Consider the following 21,639-nt stretch of genomic DNA (forward strand, 5'->3'; position numbering starts at 1 on the left):
CGCGAAGGCAATTTCGAACACCACACATAAACAAAGGTGCCACCGATGATCGAATCCCTGGAAAAAATGCTCGCCAAGGGTGTGGATAACTCATTGCTGCGCTTCGGCCTGGGCAAGGGTTATCTGGATCTTGGGGAAAACGCCAAGGCGGCGGAGCATTTCCAGCGCTGCGTCGAGTTCGACCCGAAGTACTCGGCCGCCTGGAAGCTGTTGGGCAAGGCCCATCTGGCGCTGACGGACTATCCGGCCGCGCGTCAGGCGTGGGAACAGGGGCTGGAAGCCGCTCGCGCCCATGGTGACAAGCAGGCGGAGAAGGAAATGACGGTGTTTCTCAAAAAGCTCGATCGTCAGGCGCTCTGATTAGAGATAGCGCAAGCCAATCCCTTCGGCATCCACCTGCACCACTTCCATGCGAACCCGCGGCGCGCCTGTGGGTAAATCCTGCACCTGACCCACCACTACTGCGCCCTTCGGTAATGATGACAAGCCCGGATGCTTGACATAGACCCCCGTGGTCGAGAGGTTGCGGGTCTGGCCCAGGCACTCACCGAAGCTTTCATGACTGATCTTGATGCGAAACGATTTGCGCTGTTCGGACATCTTCTGCGCCCTTAATGAACGTGTTGTGGATAACTTGTAGGAGCGAGGCTTGCCCGCGAAGAGGCCATTACATTCAACATTGATGTTGAATGCCATATCGCCTTCGCGGGCAAGTCGGATCGCCGCACCGCTCGCTCCTACAGTTATCCACAGAGCGTGCCAAGTGCATCAATACCAGCGCTCTTCGCCCGGCGGACGCTTCTTGAAGCGCTTCATACTCCACATGTACTGACTCGGATACGCCCGCACGTAGCGTTCGACTACCTGGCTCATGGCGGCGCAGGAGGTTTCAGTATCGGTGCTGTACATGGCCTCTGGCGCAGCTTCGAGGATCACTTTGTAGCCCGAACCGTCCGGCAAACGCAGGGCGTGCAGAAATACCCCTACCGCTTTGCCGCCGGCCAACATGTTCGGTACAAACTTGCTGGTCAGCGCCTGAGTGGCGAAGAACGGCACAAAGATCCCGGCGGATTCGGCCGGTTCCGGATCAGCGGGAATGCCCACTGCACCACCTTTGCGCACTTCCTTGATTACACTGAGGATGCCTTCCTTGGTGGACGCGGCGACTCTGTTACCCAGTTGCACGCGTTGCTTGCGCAGTAATTCATCCACCGCCTTAAGCTTCGGCGGACGGTAAAAAATGATCGGTTTGCACTGGCTGCAATAGAAGTGGTTCAACACTTCCCAGTTGCCCAGGTGACTGGTGATCCCGACCACGCCTTTGCCGGAAGCGAGCGCGTCCTTTAATACGTCGAGGCCTTCGACTTCGCGCACCAGATCAATGGAGCGCTGAGCCGGCCAGATCCAGGCGCAAGCGCTTTCAGTCAAGGACTTGCCGATGTCTTTGAGGCTCTGGCCGACCAGCCGCTCGCGCTCGACCGGGTCCATATCCGGGAAGCACTTGGACAGATTGATCCGCACCACGTCACGGGAACGGTTAGGGGTTTTCCACATTAGCCAGCCAATGGCCGAGCCCACGGCCTGCACTGCCCGCCACGGAAGCAGGGCAAACAGCCGAAGAGCGCCTACCAGCAAGGCGCCTTTAAACTTATCCACAGGTCACTCCTGATTTTGTGCGGTGCGCGAGGCGGCCATTCTAACCGCCGTTGGCCAACGTCGCGTAGCGATCGCAATCCTGAGTGTGATCCATAACCATGCCGCAGGCCTGCATCAGCGCGTAGCAAATGGTCGGACCGACGAACGTGAAACCGGCCTTTTTCAGGCCTTTGCTCATCTCCACGGCGACGGGCGTGACCGCCGGAACTTCGGTGCGATCCTTGAAATGATTGATCACAGGCTTGCCACCGACGAACGACCAGAGAAACTCCACCGGGTCCTCCAGCGCCAGCCAGGCCTGGGCATTGCGCCGGGCCGCGTTGAGTTTGAGGCGGTTGCGAATGATGCCCGGATCGAGCATCAATTCATCGATTTCGGCGTCGCTCATCTGCGCCACGCGTTGTACGTCGAAGCCGAACAGCGCCTCGCGATAACGCTCGCGTTTTCGCAGCACAGTGATCCAGGAAAGACCGGCCTGGAACCCTTCGAGCAAAAGCAACTCGAACAATCCCTGCGCATCGCGTAGCGGCGTGCCCCACTCCTGATCGTGATAAGCCATGTACAGCGGATCTTCGGAACACCAAAAGCAGCGTGGCATAAGGCTCCAGGGGGCGTGCGCAGCAATGAATCGGGTATACTCCCGCTCTTTAAATCGCAGCCCAAGAAACAGGTGAATTTCGTGAGCCAGCCTACGCCAGCCGTGCGTACCTTCCAAGACTTGATCCTCGCGCTCCAGCAATACTGGGCCGAGCAAGGTTGCGTGGTACTTCAGCCCTACGATATGGAAGTAGGCGCCGGGACTTTCCACACGGCCACGTTTCTGCGCGCCATTGGCCCTGAAACCTGGAACGCCGCTTATGTGCAGCCCAGTCGTCGCCCGACTGACGGCCGCTACGGCGAAAACCCGAACCGTCTGCAGCACTACTATCAATTTCAGGTTGTCCTGAAGCCGAACCCGGACAACTTCCAGGAACTGTACCTGGGCTCCCTCAAGCACGTCGGCCTGGACCCGTTGGTCCACGATATTCGCTTCGTGGAAGACAACTGGGAATCGCCGACACTGGGCGCCTGGGGTCTGGGCTGGGAAGTCTGGCTCAACGGCATGGAAGTGACGCAGTTCACTTACTTCCAGCAAGCGGGCGGCATCGAGTGCTACCCGGTGACGGGTGAGATCACCTACGGTCTTGAGCGTCTGGCCATGTACCTGCAAGGCGTGGACTCGGTCTACGACCTGGTCTGGGCTGACGGTCCGTTCGGCAAAGTCACCTACGGCGACGTGTTCCACCAGAATGAAGTAGAGCAGTCGACCTACAACTTCGAACACGCCAACGTCGAGAAGCTGTTCGAACTGTTCGACTTCTACGAAAGCGAAGCCAAGCGCCTGATCGAACTCGACCAGCCGCTGCCGTTGCCGAGCTACGAAATGGTGTTGAAGGCCTCCCACACCTTCAACCTGCTGGATGCACGCCGGGCGATCTCGGTCACCGCGCGTCAGCAATACATTCTACGAGTACGCACCCTGGCGCGTTCCGTTGCGCAAGCCTACCTGCTGGCTCGCGCCAAGCTGGGCTTCCCGATGGCGACCCCGGACCTGCGTGATGAAGTGTTGGCTAAGCTGGAGGCTGCACAATGAGTGCTCTGGATTTTCTGGTTGAACTGGGCACTGAAGAACTGCCACCCAAAGCCCTGAACACCTTGGCCGAGGCGTTCCTGGCCGGTATCGACAAAGGCCTGCAAGCCGCTGGCCTGAACTACGAGACCAAAACCGTCTACGCCGCGCCGCGTCGCCTGGCTGTACTGATCACCGCGCTGTCGACTCAGCAGCCGGATCGCAGCATCAACCTCGATGGCCCGCCACGTCAGGCCGCGTTCGATGCCGAAGGCAACCCGACGCAAGCGGCACTGGGCTTCGCCAAGAAGTGCGGCGTCGACCTGAGTGAAATCGACCAGAGCGGCGCGAAACTGCGCTACAGCCAACGCATTGCCGGCAAGCCGACCGCGAGCCTGTTGCCGACCATCGTCGAAGATTCGCTGAACGACCTGCCTATCCCCAAGCGCATGCGCTGGGGTGCCCGCAAGGAAGAATTCGTTCGCCCGACCCAGTGGCTGGTGATGCTGCTCGGCGACCAGGTAATCGACTGCACGATCCTTGCCCAGAAGGCGGGTCGCGACTCCCGTGGTCACCGCTTCCATCACCCTGAAAGCGTGCGCATCACCTCGCCGGCCAACTACCTGGCCGACCTGCGTGCCGCTTACGTACTGGCCGACTCCAACGAGCGTCGCGAGTTGATCAGCAAGCGCACCGAAGAGCTGGCAACGATGCAGGAAGGTACGGCGATCGTTCCTCCGGCCTTGCTTGACGAAGTGACCGCCCTGGTTGAATGGCCGGTGCCGTTGGTGTGCTCGTTCGAGGAGCGTTTCCTCGACGTGCCGCAAGAAGCCCTGATCACCACCATGCAGGACAACCAGAAGTATTTCTGCCTGCTGGATGCCGAGGGCAAGTTGCTGCCACGTTTCATTACCGTGGCCAACATCGAAAGCAAAGACCCGCAGCAAATCATCGCCGGTAACGAGAAAGTGGTTCGCCCACGCCTGACCGACGCCGAGTTCTTCTTCAAGCAAGACAAGAAGCAGAAACTCGAAGACTTCAACCTGCGTCTGCAAAACGTGGTGTTCCAGGAAAAACTCGGCAGCGTCTACGACAAGGCCGAGCGCGTTTCCAAACTGGCCGCGTTCATCGCTCAACGTATTGGTGGCAACGCCGCCTGGGCTTCCCGTGCCGGCCTGCTGTCCAAGTGCGACCTGGCGACCGAGATGGTCGGTGAGTTCCCGGAGATGCAAGGTGTCGCCGGTTACTACTACGCCCTCAACGACGGCGAGCCGGAAGATGTGGCCCTGGCGCTGAACGAGCAGTACATGCCTCGCGGTGCCGGTGCTGAACTGCCGACTACCCTGACCGGCGCGGCCGTGGCCATCGCCGACAAACTCGACACGCTGGTCGGCATCTTCGGCATCGGCATGCTGCCGACCGGTAGCAAAGACCCTTATGCCCTGCGCCGTGCTGCGCTGGGTGTGTTGCGGATCCTGATCGACAAGAAACTCGACCTCGACCTGAACGACGCCGTGGCATTTGCCGTGAATGCGTTTGGTGCCAAGGTCAAGGCTGCCGGTCTGAACGACTCGGTGCTGGAGTTCATCTTCGACCGTCTGCGTGCCCGTTACGAAGACGAAGGTGTCGACGTCGGGACTTACCTGTCGGTCCGCGCCCTGAAACCGGGTTCGGCACTGGACTTCGACCAGCGCGTACAAGCGGTAGAGGCGTTCCGCAAATTGCCGGAAGCCGCTGCACTGGCCGCCGTGAACAAGCGCGTTTCAAACTTGCTGAGCAAGGTCGAAGGTACTGTTCCTGCGGTCGTTGAAGCCAAGTACTTCGATAACGCCAACGAGTTTTCCCTGTACTCGGCGATCCAGCAAGCGGACCAGGCTGTGCAGCCAATGGCCGCAGCGCGTCAGTACAGCGAATCTCTGGCGCGCCTGGCGGCCTTGCGCGAGCCGGTGGATGCATTCTTCGAAGCAGTGATGGTCAACGCCGAAGATGCCAAGGTTCGCGCCAACCGTTATGCGTTGCTGGCGCGTCTGCGTGGGCTGTTCCTCGGCGTCGCCGACATCTCGCTGCTGGGCTGAGGGGCTGCTGTTGAAACTGCTGATTCTCGATCGGGACGGGGTGATCAATTACGACTCCGACGCTTATATCAAGTCGGTGGATGAGTGGATTCCGCTCCCGGGCTCGATCGCAGCCATCGCGCAGTTGAGCAAGGCCGGCTGGACGGTGGCGGTCGCTACCAACCAGTCGGGCATCGCTCGTGGCTATTACGACATCGCCACCCTGGACGCCATGCATGAGCGCTTGCGCTCATTGGTGGCGGAGCAGGGCGGTGAGGTCGGGCTGATCGTCTATTGCCCGCACGGGCCAGACGAAGGCTGCGATTGCCGCAAGCCGAAACCCGGGATGTTGAAAACCATCGCCGCGCATTACAACGTATCGCTGACTAATTTATGGTTCGTCGGCGACAGTCTCGGTGACCTGGAAGCGGCCAAAGCCGTCGATTCTCAGCCAGTTTTGGTAAAGACCGGGAAAGGCGAAAAGACTCTGGGCAAGACCCTACCGGCAGGCACCTTGATTTTTGACGATCTGGCGGCGATTGCCGCAGAACTTATCCACAATTAGAGTGCTTCTGAAGATTCCTGACAAAGGATTGATCGGGGGTGCGCTTGAATAGGCGGGCAGTGCCCGCAACGGTAAACGTCGCCATGTCGATACTGCAGGCCATTAGAACTTTCCTCTTTTACCTGTTGCTGGGCACCAGCTCTTTGCTTTGGTGCAGCCTGAGCTTTTTTATCGCTCCCTTTTTGCCCTTCAAGGCGCGTTATCGCTTCATCAATGTGTATTGGTGCCGATGCGCCTTGTGGCTCAGCAAGGTCTTTCTAGGCATCAGTTATGAAGTCAAAGGCGCCGAGAACGTGCCCGATCAGCCCTGCGTGATTCAATCGAATCACCAGAGCACCTGGGAAACGTTCTTTCTCTCGGCCTACTTCCAACCATTGAGCCAGGTACTGAAGCGCTCGTTGCTGTTTGTACCGTTCTTTGGCTGGGCCATGGCCATGTTGCGACCGATCGCCATCGACCGTGACAATCCGAAAGCAGCGCTCAAGCATGTGGCGAAGAAAGGTGATGAGCTGCTCAAGGATGGCGTCTGGGTGCTGATCTTCCCTGAAGGAACGCGAGTTCCCTACGGCACCGTCGGAAAATTCTCTCGCGGAGGCACCGCTTTAGCGGTCAACGCCGAGCTTCCGGTGCTGCCGATTGCGCACAATGCCGGCAAGTTCTGGCCGAAAACCGGTTGGGCAAAAAAGCAAGGCGTGATCACCGTGATCATCGGTGAACCCATGTACCCAGAAGGCAGTGGGCCTCGAGCCATTGCCGCATTGAACGACCGGGTTCAAGCCTGGAACGAGAACATGCAGCGGGAAATGGGTTCGCTTCCACCGGCGTCACAAGCCCCGGCCGCCAATGATCAAGTGGCTGTCTGAGATTCTGTGGATAACCTGTGTACCGTTTCATTGAAAAGCGTTGCATTTTGTTTTTAAGTTAATGATTTATATACATATTTCATAAAACAAAAAAACAGCGAAAAAGGTGCATAAGTTTTTTTCGGGCGCAAAAAAACCGGCTGATATAGCCGATTTTTTTATGTGTTTCCGGGACTCCGTGAAGAACCATAAAAAAGGCCAACGCATGAGCGTTGGCCTTTTCGTTTGGGCGGCCCCATCGCTGTCGGGCGTGGGGCCAAGCCATTTATTGCGCGAGGATGGCCCCCAGCTCAGTGGGCTGCGGCTCAACCACTGAGGTATCGATGCCCATGAAGCGGCGCACGCGTTCGGCAGAATCGGCAGTGCGAATCGTCCTTGGCGCGGCATCGAGTTGAATATTGCCGTTCTCCATGAAAATCACCCGGTCGGAAATCGACATGGCAAAGTCCATTTCGTGGGTCACGATCAGCATGGTCATGCCTTCCTTGGCCAGGTCGCGGATGACGTTCAGCACGTCGTTAACCAGTTCCGGGTCGAGGGCAGAGGTCGGCTCGTCGAAGAGCATGATCTGCGGCTCCATCGCTAGGGCTCGAGCGATCGCCACGCGCTGTTGCTGCCCGCCAGAGAGCTGGTGTGGGTACTTGTGGGCATGGGCCAGCAGACCGACCTTGTCCAGCAGCGCATAAGCACGATGTTCGCTCAGCTCACCCGGAAGGCCGTGGTAGCGCGGCGCCAGCGTGACGTTGTCGAGAATGGTGCGGTGCGGGAACAGGTTGAAGTTCTGGAACACCATGCCAATGTGCCGCACGCCTTTGCGCAGACGGGCGCTGTTGGGTTTGTCCGAAGCCTCGATGAATTTTTCACCGAACAACTGAATGTCACCTGTATCAATGCTTTCCAGGCCGTTGACCGTGCGGATCAGCGAAGTTTTGCCGGAACCGGATGGGCCAATGATAGAGACCACCTGGCCAAATTCGACATTCAGGTCAATACCCATCAGCACTTTATGCGTGCCATAGCTCTTCTGGATATTCTTCAGTTGCAGGATTGGCATCGGGTTGTTGCCCGCTGCTTTGGGTGCATTGTCGGGCAAGGCTTCGGCGCAAGCCTTGAGCTTGGCCATTGCGGCCGCGTCGAGTGTTTGCGGCTTGCGGAAATTCAGGTCCAGGTAGCGCTCCAGGCGCTGCAGGAAATAACCGAACACAGTGACGATCAACACGTAGTACACCGCCACCGCAGCCAGGGTTTCCATGACCAGAAAGTTGGTGGCATAGAGGCGTTGGCCGACCGTGAGAATTTCGGTCAGGGAGATGACCGAGACCAGCGACGTCAGCTTGACCACAGTGATGTATTCATTGATCAACGTAGGCAGCGAGATACGGAATGCCTGGGGAATCACAATCAAGCGCTGCATGCCGAACTGGCCGACACCCAGCGCGCGCCCGGCTTCCTTCTGGCCCTTGGCCACGGAGATCAGGCCGCCACGGTGGATTTCGGCCATGTAAGCCGCTTCCGTGACCACCAGGGCCAGCAAGCCGGAGTAGAAGGGGTTGGACAGAATCTGCCCGCTACCGGGAAACAATTGCGGCAAGTTGTAGACGAAGACCACCAGCACCAGCAACGGGATGCTGCGGAAGAACCAGATGTAGACCGCGGCGGGAATGCGCAGTAAGGGTGACTGGGACAGCTTGGCCGAGGCCAGGCCAAAGCCCAGCAGCATGCCGAGGAACCAGGCCAGGGCACTGAGCTCGACCACTGTAACGCAGGCCTTCCAGAAGTCCGGCAGGGAGAATAAGGATAAAAAATACGACCAATCGAATTGCATAGGGCACCTCAATCTGCCGCCCCCGGTGAGGGGGAGGCAGATGAACAAACTACAAGGACACGTTTTTAGTTAGCTGTCGGTTCTTCCAAGGCATATTTCTTGAGAATAGCGGCATACTCACCACTCTTTTTGGTTTCCTCGAAGGCCTTCTGCACGGCCTGGAAGGTTTCATCGTTGCCTTTTTTGACGAAGATGCCCAAGGTTTGCTGATAGATCGGGCGTTCGGTGGTGATCACTACCCGGCCGTTGGTCTTTTCCGCGATCATTTTTGCCGCGCCAGCGATTTCAACCTGGGCCTGGATGTTTTTGGACAACAGGGCTTGGGTCACTTCGGGCGCAGAGGGGTACTCGCTGACGGTGATAGCGCCTTTATTGTTCGGCACGCAGTAGTCATCGGAGAGCTTCTTGAATTCTTTGACCCAGGTGGTGCCCTGTTCCAGGCCCAGTTTCAAGCCGCACAGGTCTTCAGGCTTCTTCGCATTGATCTCGCTGCCCTTAGGCACCATGACAGCAGCACCGGTATTGGCATAGGCGATGGTCTGGGCCTGGGTCTGGCGCTCCGGTGTGATGTACATGCCGGAAATAATCGCGTCGTACTTACCGGAGTTCAGGCCCAGGATCAGGCTGGGGAATTTGGTGTCGACAAACTCCACCTTCGCGTTCATGTGCTTGGCCAGGATCGTTGCCAGCTCGGGGTCCGAACCCACCACGTTTTTGTCTTTGTCATAGGACTCGAACGGAGGGTAGGTGATTTCCATACCGACCTTAAACGTGTCTGCGGCCATGCTCACCGAAGCACCGAGCATACCGGCGGCCAATACGGTCATGCACAAAAGTGTGTTCTTATTTTTCATTATTTACTGACTCCGGCGTAGGTAAGTGTGTAGCTGAAAACGTCAATCAAGACGGTTGTGCCTGATTTTTCAAATGCCCGAAACTGGCGGGTTTGCGTGCCTTCTCTGGCAGTAAAACTTCTCCATTGGCCACCCGCTGGCGCAGATACTGATAGGTCTGCAGCGCTTGGCCATACATGTGTTCGCCTATGGCGATTTCTTCGTAGTCCTTGCCTGCCTGGGCGAACGCGGGCAGCGGCTTGATCTGGGTGTGGTAGTCGCAGGCATAAAACAGTGGGAAGGAATAACGCTCCTCACTCACGCTCCGTACCCGGTGTGTAGTGGCAACGAATGTACCTGCCGTCATCACTTCAAGCATGTCGCCGATGTTGACCACAAAGGCATCGGCAATCGGTGGTGCATCAATCCAATGGCCAAGATTGTTCATCACCTCAAGGCCTGGTTTGTCGGCCAGGAGGATGGTGAAGCACTCGTAATCGGTATGGGCGCCAATGCCCGGTGCGTCATGGGCGGCACCGTCGAAAGGGTAATGGATCAGGCGCAGCTTGGACGGCGGACGAGTGACCATGCTGTCGAAATAGTTTTCTTCCAGGCCCAGGGCCAGGGCGAAGCCGCCAAACAAGCGCTGGCCCAAGGCGAAGATCGCTTCATAGTAGGCCTGTACCGACGCCTTGAAGCCCGGCAGCTGCGGCCAATCGTTGGGCCCCAGTAATGGGGTTCTGGCCAGCACCAGCGGGTCATCGGCCGGGAATTCGAAGCCGACGTCGAAGGCTTCCTTGTGATCCGGCTTACCCTTGGAATAGACCTCTTCGCCTTCTGGTACAAAGCCCTTGTGGGTTTGCGAGGTGCCGATGTAGTGCTGCATCTTGATGTCGAAGGACTGGTCGAAAAAGTCCTTGGCAGCCTTGCGCAGGTTGGTGATCAGTTGCGGGTCGATACCGTGATCGATGATATAGAGGAACCCGACTTCGCTGGCGGCACGCCCCAATTGTTCGGCCACGGCCAGGCGGTGTTCCAGTTCAAAGCTGAACAGACCGGCGATGTTGACCACCGGGATGTTCTTGAAGTTGGCTGTTTGTGTGTCCGTGCTGGCGCTGTTGTTTTTATTGTCAGGCATGACGCATCGGCTCCCTAAGGGTTACTTGAGTGGCTGAAACAATTGAAGTGTTCACGCTCGGTCTTGCCCATCCACACGTTCAATGACCACAGGTCGGCAACCGGTACATTGGTAAAAGGCAAATGATGCAGGTAGCCATCGGCGCCGAACTCCGGGGTCAGGGTGCTGACCTGATAACCGCGGGCCTGCTGCGAGCGCCAGATGCTTTCCCAGTGCTGCTGGTGGAAGGCCAGTTCTTTGGCATATTCGGGAGCCGCCGGGTGCGGAACCTGTGGGCCCTGGTCGTAACCAACCCGCGCCTGGATATGGTGAACCCGTTCGATGAAGGCGCTCAGGTCATCGGCCGGGTCATTCAACAGGCGCTCGCAGGTCACGACCCAATGGCTGATGTCACTGGTGAACAACAGGTCAGGCAGTTGCCGGATCAACTCCAGGGTCACCCAGGGGTTGAACAGCGAACGCGAACGGTGAGTTTCGAAACTGCAGATCTGGCCGTGCTTGCGCGCCAGTTCCAGTGCCTGACCGAAAAACTCCACTTGTTGTGGCAAGGACCAGCGATCATTGCCCGCCAGTACGTTAACGAAGCGTGGGCCGAGTTCGGCGGCCCAGGCGAGTTTCTGGTCGAGATCATCGAGGTGAACGGCAGGTGTCGCCGACTGGTCCGGCAGCACATCGTAGGCGGTGAAGACCGTGCTGATATAGCCCAGGCCATTGGCCTTGAGAAAAGCGGCAAACTCAGCCCGTTCACAGGCGTCCAGTGGCAAGCGTGCTTCCATGCCGTCAAAACCCACCTGCAGCAGCTCCTCGAGCGCCTGGGCTTTGCTGGCGGCGTAGCCCCACAGCGTGCGGAAAATTTCCAGTTTCATCGATGATCCTCAAAAATCTCTGGATACCAAGCCGGTCGCAATCAAATGGTCGGCAACGGCAGAGGATTTTTAGCTGGATCTCTGCGTAATCGGGCCCCACTAAGCGATGCCGTGGCGGGTTCGCTGTGGAGCTGATGTTAGGCATAGGCTGCAGCGCAAAAGAATCTGAAAGATCAAATGAATACTTCAGACTTTCATCAACAAATAGCTAGCTATTAATTACCCATAAAAAAAGGCCAGCGCGCAACGCTGGCCTTATATCTGCCCCCCCACAGGAGTGGGCGGGTTTTATTTATTGGTATAAATACTGTGAACCGGCTCCTGATGTAGGATCACAAAATAGATGATTCGGGAAGCCCAGCAAACTCTGGTAGAAAATCATCTTTTCTGTGAGTCCGCCGGTTGGGATTCACAAAATAAATGAGAAAAGCCTACTCGCCTCACAAAATAGATGCGTCCGAATAGAAACGTTCTCACTTCAGCCGCTCAACCGTCCATCCAGGGTGTGAGTGTATATAAAGGAAGGAAACGTAAAGCTGAGGGGTAGATCGCGCAGGCCGGCGATGCCGTAAAGGTGAGTGCCTATGCCGCTAAGCTTTAGAGCTTGGTCCCGCCAAAACCTCTGGTGGCGGGATAGGGTCGGTGAGACCTAAGAGGTCCGGCCAATTTTTCAGACTTGGGCTTTAACAAAGCCAAAACCTGTGAACCCTTCTTCTATATATAGGTGCCAACGGCCTCAGGCGACACCAACGATCAGTTCACACCTCAGAAATAAGTTGTTCTGCTTGACTCGTCAACCTCCACCCTATCTCTGAGACGCGACACTAATGCCTGCTGGCAAATATCAGCTTTGTAAATGACATCGCACACGCTGCTGCTCATCTCCCAGCAAAGCCTGGGGCTTTTCGCAGCCAACGGTGCACAGGCTGCAACGTTCGCGGAAGAAGCAGCCACTCGGTAGCAGACGGTTACCTGGCAATTCGGTAGGAGCCGCAACTTGTTCGGAATGCAGTGGCACACCTAGTCGCGGCACTGCTTCGAGCAACAGCCGGGTATAAGGATGGCGTGGCTGATCGAGAACTTGGGCTGCGCTGCCAAGTTCAACAATTTGCCCCAAGTACATCACAGCTACCCGGTTTGCCATATGACGTACTACTGATACGTTGTGGGAAATCAGGATATAAGTCAGATTGCGAGCTCTTTGTAACTCAGCAAGAAGGTTAAGGATCTGTGCCTGAACCGAGATGTCCAGCGCCGATGTTGGTTCGTCCAGGACAATAATATCTGGGTCTGATGAAAGGGCTCGGGCGATGGCAATCCGCTGACGCTGACCACCGGAAAACTGGTGGGGAAAACGGTCTAGGTATTCTGGGCGGATGCCGACTTGGGCCGCGACCCTGGCCGCCACATCGCGCATCTGCGCACGGGGAGCATGGCCTCGGGCGTATAACGGCTCGGTGATGATTTTCCAGATAGGCAGGCGTGGATCAAGCGAAGACTGTGGATCTTGGAAAACAATTTGAACGTTGCTGCTGCCTTCGCCGCCGCTGCGACTGGCCCAGTTCAGTTCACCGCTGCTGGGCGGTACTAAGCCCATCAATAGCTGCGCCAATGTGCTTTTACCACAGCCTGACTCGCCCACAATACCCAGGGTTTCGCCCGCCCGCACTTGAAGGTCAATGCCGTTCAGGGCATGGGCATATCCCCTTGGTCGACCAAGCCAGTCATTACTGACGGGAAAACGGACGCGAACATCATTAAGTTGAAGAATCGTGGGTGCCATTTTGGTGACGGTATGAATGACGGCACTGTTCATCACGAAAGCTCCTTAACCGGTAACCAGCACGCGCTTTTACGCTGGTCATTACCGTTGATGGTATTGAGGTTCGGGCGTTTGGCACAAACCGGCATGGCGTATGGGCAACGCTCCTGAAAAGTGCAGCCCACCGGCAAAGAGGCTAGGTTCGGCACTTGACCGGGGATAGTCAGCAGCGGCTGGCCCGGCTCTACCATTTCTGGAAGGCCACTGAGTAACCCTTGCGTATAGGGATGCTGCGGATTCCCCATAACTTCGACGGTGCAGCCCTCCTCAACCACAGCACCTGTATACATTACGTACACCCGGTCGCAGAACTGCGAAACCAATGCCATGTCATGAGTGATGAGTAGAATGGCCGTGCCCCGCTGCCTAGCTTTTTCTCGTAGCAGCAACAGCACTTGGCGTTGCACGGTAACGTCGAGGGCGGTGGTCGGCTCGTCAGCGATCAGCAGTTGCGGTTCACAGGAGAACGCCAGCGCGATCATCACCCGTTGACGCATGCCACCAGACAGTTCGAAAGGATAGCTCTCCAATACTTGTTCCGGGCTGGCGATGTGCATGTCGCGCAACAGTGCAATCGCCTTGAGACGGGCTTCGGCGGCGCTGATCTTCTGGTGATGGATGATCACGTCGAGCATTTGCCGACCGATGCGCCGGGTCGGATTAAGGGCTGTCATCGGCTCCTGGAAAATCATCGCAGCATCGCGTCCACGAATCATTAGTAGGTCCTTTTCAGGAGCTGCCAGCATGTCGCGACCGAGCATACTCAGGCTGCCGGCAGTGATGCGATAGCTGCGCTCGGGCAACAGTCGCATACTGAGCATAGCAGTGACCGACTTGCCCGACCCGGACTCGCCTACCACGCCGACGATTTCGCCGGGATTGACGTGCAACGACACACCGTTCAGGGCTTTGACGTTGTTTTTGTAAGCCGGGAATTCCAGGCTCAGGTTGTCGATGGCCAGTACTGGACTCGAAGTATGCATTGTCATTTCCCCTGTTGCCGTGGATCGAGCAGATCGCGCACGCCATCACCCAGCAGGTTGAAGCCGGTGGCCGTGATCAGAATCGCCAGACCTGGAAAGGTCGAGTACCACCAGTTATCCAGGATGTAGTTGCGCCCAGTGGCGACCATTGCACCCCATTCGGCCGTAGGCTGTTGCGCTCCCAGCCCGATAAAGCCCAGGGCTGAAGCCATGAGAATTGCACTGCCGATGTCAAGGCTCAGTTGCACCAGCAACGGCGGCATGGCATTGCGTGCCACGTGCCAGTGCACCATATGCCAGCGGCCCGCGCCGAACGTCTGGGCGGCTTTTACGTAACCCATCTGCCGGATGCTCAAAGCTTGCCCACGGGCCAGCCGCACATACGACGGAATCCGCACGAGGGTGATCGCCAGCATCGCGTTGAACAGGCTTGCGCCCAAAGCAGCCGCCAGCGCCATAATCAGCACCAGTGACGGTACCGACAGCATGATGTCCATCAGGCGCATGATCAGCGCGTCGAAACGCCCGCCGATCACCCCGGAAAAACAACCCAACAAGCCGCCGATAAAGCACGAAGCAAAGGCCACGAACAGACCGACCCCCACCGACTGTTGGCTGCCGAACAAGACGCGGCTGAACAAGTCTCGGCCGACCTCATCGGTACCGAACCAGTGCTCGGCGGACGGCGGCGCCAGGCGTTCAGCGAGGTTCAGTGCATTGGGATCGTGGCTGGCGAGCCAGGGGGCGAAGATCATGCACAGCAAGACGATAAAGGTGATCGCCAAGCCCGCCATGGTCAGCGGGCTGCGGCGGATCTGGTAGGCCAGGTAGGCCAGTTTTTCGCTCCAGCGCGGGCGACGCACTGCCGTCAGGGCTACGGACATTTCAATTCACCTCGCCGATGCGTGGGTCGATCACGCGATACAAAAGATCGATGGCCATGTTCAGCAGTACGTAGATGAACGACACCAGGATTGCGAAGCCCATCACCGCCGGGAAATCCAGGGCCTGGATCGACTTGACGACATAGGCGCCCATGCCGGGCCAGGCAAACACGGTTTCGGTCAGTACCGCGCCATACAGCAGATCGCCGAGGGTCAGCCCGAGAACGGTCACCGAGGGGATCAGGGCATTGGGGAGTGCGTGGCGCAGGATCACCGTCCAGCGGGACAGACCATAGGCGCGCGCGGTACGGATGTAGTCCTCGCCCAATTGGTCGAGCATGGCTGAACGAATCTGCCGTGCGACGACGCCCAAGGTCACGAACCCCAAGGTCGTCGCAGGTAGAATCAAGTGCTCCACGGTATCGAGAAACAAGCTGCCGTCACCGGCGAGCAGCGAGTCGATCAGATAAAAACCGGTGATGGTCGGTGGAGGTACCAGTCCTTCGGACAACCGTCCACCTCCGGGCAGCCAGCCCAGGTGGCCGTAGAACAGAACAATTGCGCCAAGGCCGAGCCAAAAGGCAGGGGTGGAGATCCCGGTGACCGCAAGGGTCCGAGCAATCTGGTCAATGGCCCGGTTATGGTAGACCGCTGACAGCACGCCCAGCGGCACTCCGACCAGGATCGCCAGCACCAGCGCTACCAGCGCCAGTTCTAGAGTGGCCGGAAAGAACGCCTGCAAGTCTTCCAGCACGGGACGGCTGGTGCGGATCGAGGTTCCCAGATCTCCGTGCAGCAGATCCATCAGGTAACGACCGTACTGTTGATACAACGGCAGGTCCAATCCCAACTGGTGACGGATGCCGGCCACCAAGGCATCGCTGGCCCGGTCGCCGGCGATCAGTCGGGCAGGATCACCCGGGATCAAGTGCGAAATTGCAAATGTAATCAGCGAAACACCGAACACGACCAACACCAGGCCGAGCAGGCGCTTGCGCAACAAAGTCAGGAAGGCCATTTGGCACCTCGGTAACACGAGTGACGAGAGTCAGAAGTCGCGCTAGCCGCGAACGGCTAGCGCGAGGGAGCAGGTTTACTTGCTCATGTTGCCCAGGTTGAACACCCCTTCGAGCATGGGGTTGAACGCGTAGCCCTTGACCGAATCACGCATCGGCAGGGTGTAGTTCTTCTGAAAGAGGTAGGCGTAAACGCTGTCCTTGAGCACCATTTTCTGCGCGGTCTGGTAAAGCTCAACGCGCTTGGCGGTGTCGCTGTTAGCAGCCGCTTCGTGGATCAACTTGTCGACTTCCGGGCTGCTGTAGAACGAGCGGTTGCCTTGCAGGCCCTGCATTTTGGAGTCGAACCAGAAGTTCATGAACATGTACGGGTCCGCAAAGTCCGGGCTCCAGGCACCGACGGCGATGTCGTAGTCCGCCTGGCCTACGCGCTCACGCAAGGTGGCGTTGGCGAGTTTTTCCATCTTGAGATTGATACCCAGTGGAGCCAATGCTGCTTGCAGGGTCAGGCCGATCGGTTCCCAGTTAGGATCCTTGTCCGAGTACATGTAGCTGAGGTTGGTGATTTTTTGCGGTGCTTTGGCGAGGCTGTCCTTGGCGGCTGCCATGTCCTGCTTCATCGGCGGCAGCGAGCTGTCGTAAGCCCACATGCCGTCGGGGATCGGCCCGTTCATCAGCTTGGCCTTGTCCTTGAGAATGCCTTTGACGATGCCGTTGTAGTCCACCGCTTCGGTAATCGCACGACGAGCATCGACGCTGGTCAGCGGGCCCTTTTTGTTGTTGAGGTAGAGGTAGGTTACCCGCAGCGACGGGAATTCCTTGACCACTACACCGGACTTGCTCGCGAGCGCTCCAAGCTGGTCTTCGGGCATATCTTCAATGATGTCCAGGTCACCGTGTTCCAGTTGTAGGCGACGCACGGACGGCTCACCGATGATCTTGATCAACACGGTTTTCAGCGCAGGTTTCGGGCCGGCGAAATAGGTGTTTGGCTCCATGGTCAACGACTGGCCTTTTTGCCAGTTGCTCAAGCGGAAAGGGCCGGAGCCGGCGGTGTGGCTCGACAACCAGGCGTTCACGTCGGAGCTCTTGTTGACCACATCCGGGTTGACGATCGAGGCACCGTTGTGGGCCAGGGTATACAGGAACGGGGCGAAAGGCGTCTTGAGAGTGAAACGGATGGTCTGTGGGTCGATGACCGCTACCACCATGTCCTCGGGGAAGGCACCGGACGGCCCTTGTTTGAGGGTCATCAAGCGATCAAAGGAATACTTCACTGCGGCAGCATCAACCTGGGCGCCGTCGTCGAATTTGTTGCCAGCTTTGATTTTGAATTCCCAGACCAGATTGTCCGGGGAAACGGTCCAACTCTCGGCCAGGTCGCCCTGAACTTCGGTGCTGCTTTTGTCGCCATCGACCTTGTAGCCGACCAGTCGTTGATAGGACGGGTAGGTGATGGTCCAGTCGTTGTTATCAAAGGTCACGGCCGGGTCGAGGGTTTGCGGATCAGCGGGTTTGCCGATGACCAGCGTGTCTTTTGGTACAGCCGCAGTCGCGGCCTGCCAGGCGCCGAGGCTCAATGCACTGCACAGGACGGTCAGCAGCAGTTTGCCGGCGCCTGGAAAGGTTTTACGGGTCACGGTGTTCATTGGGTTCATGCCGGTTTCCTTGATCATTCGATATATGGAAGTACGTCAGGTTTTTTATAAAAGCTATAACCGGGCAGTTGCAGGTGAAGCGTAAATCACGGTGCTTTATTGTTGTTATCAGCCGCACTGAACGTGGGCTGCGCTGTGTTGCTTTTGTAAACTCCCTGGTTTCGTGGGTGGGTCGATGCGATTCGATTGGCTTCGTTGGGGCCTTGCTTACTCGTCATCCAGCAATGGGTAATCGTCGGCATTCGGTAGTTCGTAATGCCACCATTCGGTGGAAATTGCGTGGAAACCAGCACCGAGCATGATCCCCAGCAACAGCAGACGATTGCGTTGCACGTTGACTGGCAGGTCCGGGTAGAACTGATGGGATTTCTCTACCATGGCGTCAAATCCGGTGCCCATATCCAGCGGCTCGCCATCGGCACCCACCAGGGTCACATCCAGCGCCACACCACGGCTATGGTGGGAGCCCAGGTGCGGGTCGCGCACGTAGTCGCTGTCTGGCAGCGCTTCCCACAACAGAAACTGGGCGTAGGGTGGGCGGTAGGCGTCATAAATGCGCAGGGTAAACCCGGCCTGGCGCGCAATCTGGCTAGCCTTGATCAAACAGTCGGCAGCCTGACGATGCAACAGGCAACGAGTGTTCGGGTAAATCACTTTTCCAGCCAGGTTATCGGCACCGGCGTAGATCAGGTCGATTTGCACCTGATAGCGCTGGGCATCGATTTCTACAAGAGGGCTGTTGTTCACGCAATGACTCCAATTGGAATTCGTTGGGGCGATGGGATCAGCCTTCGAACTGACCGAAGGTTTTTTGCAATTGACGGTTCTTGGCCAGGCGTTCATCGAGACGGTCGCCGTATTTCTCCGCGACGGCCGAAACAATGAGGTTTAACAGGCAGGCCAGCGGTGCAAGGGAGTCCCAGAACTGACCGACATCGGTTTTTAGCTGTAAAAGATCCAGTGGGTAGTCCCGTGCCCAGGGGCATTGCAGGTCGGTGATCAGGGCCAGTGGCAGGTCGTTGTCTGCCGCCGCTTCGCAGAAGGTCTGGGTCACGCTGGAATAAGCACGGAAATCCGAAATGATGGCGTACGGATTGGCGAAGCCGGAGTTCAGGGTTTCTGCGTAGATGCCTGACAGGCCATCGACGTAGTAGACCTTGGGGCGAATGTATTCAAGGTGGTTCTGAAAGGCTGTGAGAATCCCGCGAGTAGACTGAATGCCGAGAATAAATACTGCATCAGCTTCATGGATGCGCTGCACGATGTTGGCAAAGGTATCGCTGCGCGCTTGTCCATAGACGTGCTGAATGGCCTCGATCTCGCGATTCATGGAGCGGTCGAGAGCGTCTTCTTGGTTGGTTTCTGCACGAAAGGCTGCAATGCGGTCGGTGATCAGCCACGACGTCGGCGCTTCACTTCGAAGACTCTGTTTAACGTCATCAATGTTCTGGTAACCCAGGGATCGCAAAAAGCGCCCCACAGAAATTCCGGTGGTGGAGGCCTGCTGCGCGATGCTGTCGGCCGACTCGAATGGCAGCTGTTCTGGGTTACCCAACAGATAGCTGGCGATGCGCTTGCCGGTAGGGGTCAGGCTGGAGAACTCTTGCTCCAGCAACTGTAGGAAACTGTTCTTTTCCATAGACATGTCAGAGCCCCCGAACGTTGATTGTTATTAAGATGTCATTATTTGCATGAATGTTACAAACATAACATGTGTTTTCGAGACAACACAATGCCTTTTTCAGCAGGCGCCTAGGGCGCTATCAGGCAAGTGTGTTGACGCCAATGCCGAATTGACCCATGTGCTGACGCAAGATTAACCCGCGTTCAAATCGGCACAAATCCACCAAAGGTAGTGGTTCGCGAGGAGTCAGACCGGTTCAGTGATATCTCGGCAACTGGATCAATTCGGCGTAAGCGTCGACAGGCGTGTGTCTTTTGGTTCCAATTGCGTAGGCTGCATCGCCACATGACTTGCGGCCTGGTATTTGGAGTCGATGGCGCCACCCACCTCCATAAAGAAAATATTTCCCTTACCTTTGTTCTTGACCTGATACATCGCAATATCAGCCTGTGCGATCAGATATGACGCTGTAACCGCACGCCCAGCGTGTGCCGCAATGCCAATCGACATGCCAACTAAAAGCTTTCTCCCTTCAAATTCGAACGGTTCGCTGACCGCTTTCAGGCATTGCTGGGCAACGACGTTCGCGGTAGTGCGTACATCGGTGAGCCCAGTAAGCAGGATGACGAATTCGTCGCCACCCAAACGTGCCACCGTATCAACCTTGCGCCGCCCGTTACTCAATCGATGGGCGGTCTGACGCAGCACCGCATCGCCGGCATGATGTCCATACTGATCGTTGATCGCTTTGAAGCCATCCAGGTCGCAAAACAGCAATGCGATTTGCGATCCGTCGCGCTCGACGCGTGCCAGCGCATGTTCCAGACGGTCTTCCAGCATCGCTCGATTGCACAACCCGGTCAGCGAGTCATGATGCGCCAAGAACTTCAGTTGAGCCTCGCTGGCCTCGCGTGCCGCTTCTTCCTTGCGCAGATTCTCGACAAGAAAATTGAAGCCTTTCACCAACTCGCCGACCTCGTCCTCGTTGACGAACGGCAGCGGTACCAGCTTGCCATCGGCCATGTCACGTATTGCATGTGCAGCATCGGTGAGCGGGCGCAGGATGCGCGTCAGCGCAATGAACAGTATCGCGACAAGTGCGATCAGAAAGGCCATACCGGCCTTGAACATGAAACTTCGCACCGCCTCGATCGGACGAAATGCCTCCTCGGTCGAGATGTGCGCAACCAGAAGCCAGTTGGTGCTGGGCACAGTCACAACCGAGAAAAGTTCCTTCACGCCTTTGGCGTTCACAGCGATGCCGCTGCCGTGATAACCGGACATTGCACGATCAAGCAGTAGATCGCCCCCGGGCGGCGTTGGCTGGAGGGTCACGGCCAAGTCGCTTGACGCGACAAACTGATGGTCCTCGGGCGAAATCAGCAGAAAGCCGCCGGTTGCACCCAGTCGCGTCAGCTGCATGTGGTCGAGAAAGCCCGGTGGATTGATCTGCACAATGCCTGCCAGCACCGCTACAACGCCGCCTGCACCATCGCGCACCGGTGCCGCGAAAACGATCGTTGGATTACCGTTCATGTGTTCGCGCGACGGCCTGCCAATGACCGATGTGTTCGTGCGCAAAGCGGCACGGAACCAGTCCGTCGCCGCAAAGTCGAGTTGCCGCTGACCAGGAGTGGCTGAATACTCTGCGAGCAGGCCCTTCCCGTCTGGCCGTACCACCAATAGACCGCCGTTGAACAGCGGATTGACTTGCTGCCGGTCCTCGATCCAAGCCTGCAATTGTAGCGGTTGCCCAGCCAACGCCGGCGGCAATTGGCCGGCCAACCGGTCGATGAAGGCCAGACGCGAGCTAATGCTATTGTCGATGTCGCGTGCGACATAAGTCGCGATGGACATTTGCTGACTAGCGACCAGCTCATACACATGCTCCTGAATGAGTGGCAGCGCTACAAAATTGCGCGCCAGCATGCCGATCATGAGCAGCGTGACACCGAGCGCGACAATTCGGATTTTGATGCTTTTAAAATTCACTTTATCGTATCCATTGTGGAGGCATGTCACGAGTCTTCACGCTTGACTGTGCTACCCAGACGCAGACGCTACTATGGGCAAGTTTCCAAGCGTGTTGACGCCAACGCCGAATTGACCCACGTGCTGACGCAAGACGAACCCACCTCCAAATCGGCACAAATCCAGCAAAGGTAATGGTTCTCGAGGAATCAGACCGGGTCAGTGATATCTCGGAAACTGGGTCAATTCGGCGTCGACGCCAACACACAGCT

Annotated in this window: 20 protein-coding genes; 5 read left to right on the top strand and 15 right to left on the bottom strand. The window is 57.3% G+C overall.

The genetic code is table 11. The features are described 5' to 3' along the window. Positions 1-45: 45 nt before the first annotated feature. On the top strand, positions 46-360 hold the full coding sequence (locus ACM6IR_RS22885) for a tetratricopeptide repeat protein (protein WP_414909805.1): 315 nt from the start codon (positions 46-48) through the stop codon (positions 358-360). Here ACM6IR_RS22885 and ACM6IR_RS22890 read toward each other — a convergent pair whose 3' ends face one another. The 3 genes from ACM6IR_RS22890 to ACM6IR_RS22900 form a co-directional block, all read right to left on the bottom strand. After that, complete coding sequence (locus ACM6IR_RS22890; protein WP_414909806.1) at positions 361-600, bottom strand: PilZ domain-containing protein; 240 nt, start codon at positions 598-600, stop codon at positions 361-363. It lies immediately after the preceding gene. A 168-nt stretch (positions 601-768) separates the two neighbouring features. Next, entirely contained in the window at positions 769-1,656 is an 888-nt protein-coding gene (locus tag ACM6IR_RS22895; protein ID WP_414909807.1) for a lysophospholipid acyltransferase, read from the bottom strand. Positions 1,657-1,696: 40 nt separating this feature from the next. Continuing rightward, positions 1,697-2,254, bottom strand: coding sequence for a DNA-3-methyladenine glycosylase I (locus tag ACM6IR_RS22900; RefSeq protein ID WP_414909808.1), 558 nt, complete (start codon positions 2,252-2,254; stop codon positions 1,697-1,699). Positions 2,255-2,335: 81 nt separating this feature from the next. On the opposite strand from ACM6IR_RS22900, the gene glyQ reads away from it, so the two are divergent. The 4 genes from glyQ (at position 2,336) to ACM6IR_RS22920 (ending at position 6,747) form a co-directional block, all read left to right on the top strand. Next, complete coding sequence (gene glyQ, locus ACM6IR_RS22905; protein ID WP_003213601.1) at positions 2,336-3,289, top strand: glycine--tRNA ligase subunit alpha; 954 nt, start codon at positions 2,336-2,338, stop codon at positions 3,287-3,289. Then, positions 3,286-5,340, top strand: coding sequence for a glycine--tRNA ligase subunit beta (glyS, locus tag ACM6IR_RS22910; RefSeq protein ID WP_414909809.1), 2,055 nt, complete (start codon positions 3,286-3,288; stop codon positions 5,338-5,340). Before glyQ ends, glyS begins: the two co-directional genes overlap by 4 nt. A gap of 4 nt (positions 5,341-5,344) precedes the next feature. After that, complete coding sequence (gene gmhB, locus ACM6IR_RS22915; RefSeq protein ID WP_414909977.1) at positions 5,345-5,884, top strand: D-glycero-beta-D-manno-heptose 1,7-bisphosphate 7-phosphatase; 540 nt, start codon at positions 5,345-5,347, stop codon at positions 5,882-5,884. An 83-nt stretch (positions 5,885-5,967) separates the two neighbouring features. Continuing rightward, positions 5,968-6,747, top strand: a complete 780-nt coding sequence (locus ACM6IR_RS22920; protein WP_414909810.1) for a lysophospholipid acyltransferase family protein — start codon at positions 5,968-5,970, stop codon at positions 6,745-6,747. Between the two features lie 265 nt (positions 6,748-7,012). Here the strand turns inward: ACM6IR_RS22920 and ACM6IR_RS22925 are convergent, their stop codons facing one another. The 12 genes from ACM6IR_RS22925 to ACM6IR_RS22980 form a co-directional block, all read right to left on the bottom strand. Then, positions 7,013-8,572, bottom strand: a complete 1,560-nt coding sequence (locus ACM6IR_RS22925; RefSeq protein WP_414909811.1) for an amino acid ABC transporter permease/ATP-binding protein — start codon at positions 8,570-8,572, stop codon at positions 7,013-7,015. Between the two features lie 65 nt (positions 8,573-8,637). Then, positions 8,638-9,426: an ABC transporter substrate-binding protein gene (locus tag ACM6IR_RS22930; RefSeq protein WP_414909812.1), complete on the bottom strand. Its 789-nt coding sequence runs from the start codon at positions 9,424-9,426 to the stop codon at positions 8,638-8,640. Positions 9,427-9,472: 46 nt separating this feature from the next. After that, complete coding sequence (locus ACM6IR_RS22935) at positions 9,473-10,543, bottom strand: isopenicillin N synthase family dioxygenase (protein ID WP_414909813.1); 1,071 nt, start codon at positions 10,541-10,543, stop codon at positions 9,473-9,475. A gap of 14 nt (positions 10,544-10,557) precedes the next feature. Beyond that, entirely contained in the window at positions 10,558-11,409 is an 852-nt protein-coding gene (locus ACM6IR_RS22940) for a sugar phosphate isomerase/epimerase family protein (protein ID WP_414909814.1), read from the bottom strand. Positions 11,410-12,253: 844 nt separating this feature from the next. Then, positions 12,254-13,225 (bottom strand): oligopeptide/dipeptide ABC transporter ATP-binding protein, encoded by a 972-nt coding sequence (locus tag ACM6IR_RS22945; RefSeq protein ID WP_414909815.1) that lies wholly within the window; start codon positions 13,223-13,225, stop codon positions 12,254-12,256. Next, positions 13,225-14,214: an ABC transporter ATP-binding protein gene (locus ACM6IR_RS22950; RefSeq protein ID WP_414909816.1), complete on the bottom strand. Its 990-nt coding sequence runs from the start codon at positions 14,212-14,214 to the stop codon at positions 13,225-13,227. The genes ACM6IR_RS22945 and ACM6IR_RS22950 overlap by 1 nt, the downstream gene beginning before the upstream one ends. A gap of 2 nt (positions 14,215-14,216) precedes the next feature. Beyond that, positions 14,217-15,098, bottom strand: coding sequence for a D,D-dipeptide ABC transporter permease (gene ddpC / locus ACM6IR_RS22955; RefSeq protein ID WP_414909817.1), 882 nt, complete (start codon positions 15,096-15,098; stop codon positions 14,217-14,219). Between the two features lies 1 nt (position 15,099). Continuing rightward, entirely contained in the window at positions 15,100-16,116 is a 1,017-nt protein-coding gene (locus ACM6IR_RS22960) for an ABC transporter permease (RefSeq protein WP_414909818.1), read from the bottom strand. A gap of 75 nt (positions 16,117-16,191) precedes the next feature. Then, on the bottom strand, positions 16,192-17,772 hold the full coding sequence (locus ACM6IR_RS22965) for an ABC transporter substrate-binding protein (protein WP_414909819.1): 1,581 nt from the start codon (positions 17,770-17,772) through the stop codon (positions 16,192-16,194). 207 nt (positions 17,773-17,979) lie between these two features. After that, positions 17,980-18,519 carry a D-alanyl-D-alanine dipeptidase gene (ddpX, locus tag ACM6IR_RS22970; RefSeq protein ID WP_414909820.1) on the bottom strand — a complete coding sequence of 180 codons (540 nt, stop codon included), beginning with the start codon at positions 18,517-18,519 and terminating at the stop codon, positions 17,980-17,982. A 37-nt stretch (positions 18,520-18,556) separates the two neighbouring features. Continuing rightward, positions 18,557-19,417 (bottom strand): MurR/RpiR family transcriptional regulator, encoded by an 861-nt coding sequence (locus ACM6IR_RS22975; RefSeq protein ID WP_414909821.1) that lies wholly within the window; start codon positions 19,415-19,417, stop codon positions 18,557-18,559. Between the two features lie 258 nt (positions 19,418-19,675). After that, positions 19,676-21,388, bottom strand: coding sequence for a diguanylate cyclase domain-containing protein (locus ACM6IR_RS22980; protein ID WP_414909822.1), 1,713 nt, complete (start codon positions 21,386-21,388; stop codon positions 19,676-19,678). Positions 21,389-21,639: the final 251 nt, after the last annotated feature.

The sequence above is a fragment of the Pseudomonas sp. IT-P253 genome, from assembly GCF_949768125.1.
GTDB lineage: Bacteria > Pseudomonadota > Gammaproteobacteria > Pseudomonadales > Pseudomonadaceae > Aquipseudomonas.

Bases quoted from the DNA above. Each gene is read 5' to 3' on its own strand.
- ACM6IR_RS22930 (WP_414909812.1), bottom strand. From the start codon at position 9,426: ATGAAAAATAAGAACACACTTTTGTGCATGACCGTATTGGCCGCCGGT.
- ACM6IR_RS22950 (WP_414909816.1), bottom strand. From the start codon at position 14,214: ATGCATACTTCGAGTCCAGTACTGGCCATCGACAACCTGAGCCTGGAA.
- glyS (WP_414909809.1), top strand. From the start codon at position 3,286: ATGAGTGCTCTGGATTTTCTGGTTGAACTGGGCACTGAAGAACTGCCA.
- ACM6IR_RS22940 (WP_414909814.1), bottom strand. From the start codon at position 11,409: ATGAAACTGGAAATTTTCCGCACGCTGTGGGGCTACGCCGCCAGCAAA.
- ACM6IR_RS22900 (WP_414909808.1), bottom strand. From the start codon at position 2,254: ATGCCACGCTGCTTTTGGTGTTCCGAAGATCCGCTGTACATGGCTTAT.
- ACM6IR_RS22945 (WP_414909815.1), bottom strand. From the start codon at position 13,225: ATGAACAGTGCCGTCATTCATACCGTCACCAAAATGGCACCCACGATT.
- ddpC (WP_414909817.1), bottom strand. From the start codon at position 15,098: ATGTCCGTAGCCCTGACGGCAGTGCGTCGCCCGCGCTGGAGCGAAAAA.
- ACM6IR_RS22925 (WP_414909811.1), bottom strand. From the start codon at position 8,572: ATGCAATTCGATTGGTCGTATTTTTTATCCTTATTCTCCCTGCCGGAC.
- ACM6IR_RS22975 (WP_414909821.1), bottom strand. From the start codon at position 19,417: ATGTCTATGGAAAAGAACAGTTTCCTACAGTTGCTGGAGCAAGAGTTC.
- ACM6IR_RS22885 (WP_414909805.1), top strand. From the start codon at position 46: ATGATCGAATCCCTGGAAAAAATGCTCGCCAAGGGTGTGGATAACTCA.
- ACM6IR_RS22935 (WP_414909813.1), bottom strand. From the start codon at position 10,543: ATGCCTGACAATAAAAACAACAGCGCCAGCACGGACACACAAACAGCC.
- ACM6IR_RS22965 (WP_414909819.1), bottom strand. From the start codon at position 17,772: ATGAACCCAATGAACACCGTGACCCGTAAAACCTTTCCAGGCGCCGGC.
- ACM6IR_RS22920 (WP_414909810.1), top strand. From the start codon at position 5,968: ATGTCGATACTGCAGGCCATTAGAACTTTCCTCTTTTACCTGTTGCTG.
- ACM6IR_RS22960 (WP_414909818.1), bottom strand. From the start codon at position 16,116: ATGGCCTTCCTGACTTTGTTGCGCAAGCGCCTGCTCGGCCTGGTGTTG.
- ACM6IR_RS22890 (WP_414909806.1), bottom strand. From the start codon at position 600: ATGTCCGAACAGCGCAAATCGTTTCGCATCAAGATCAGTCATGAAAGC.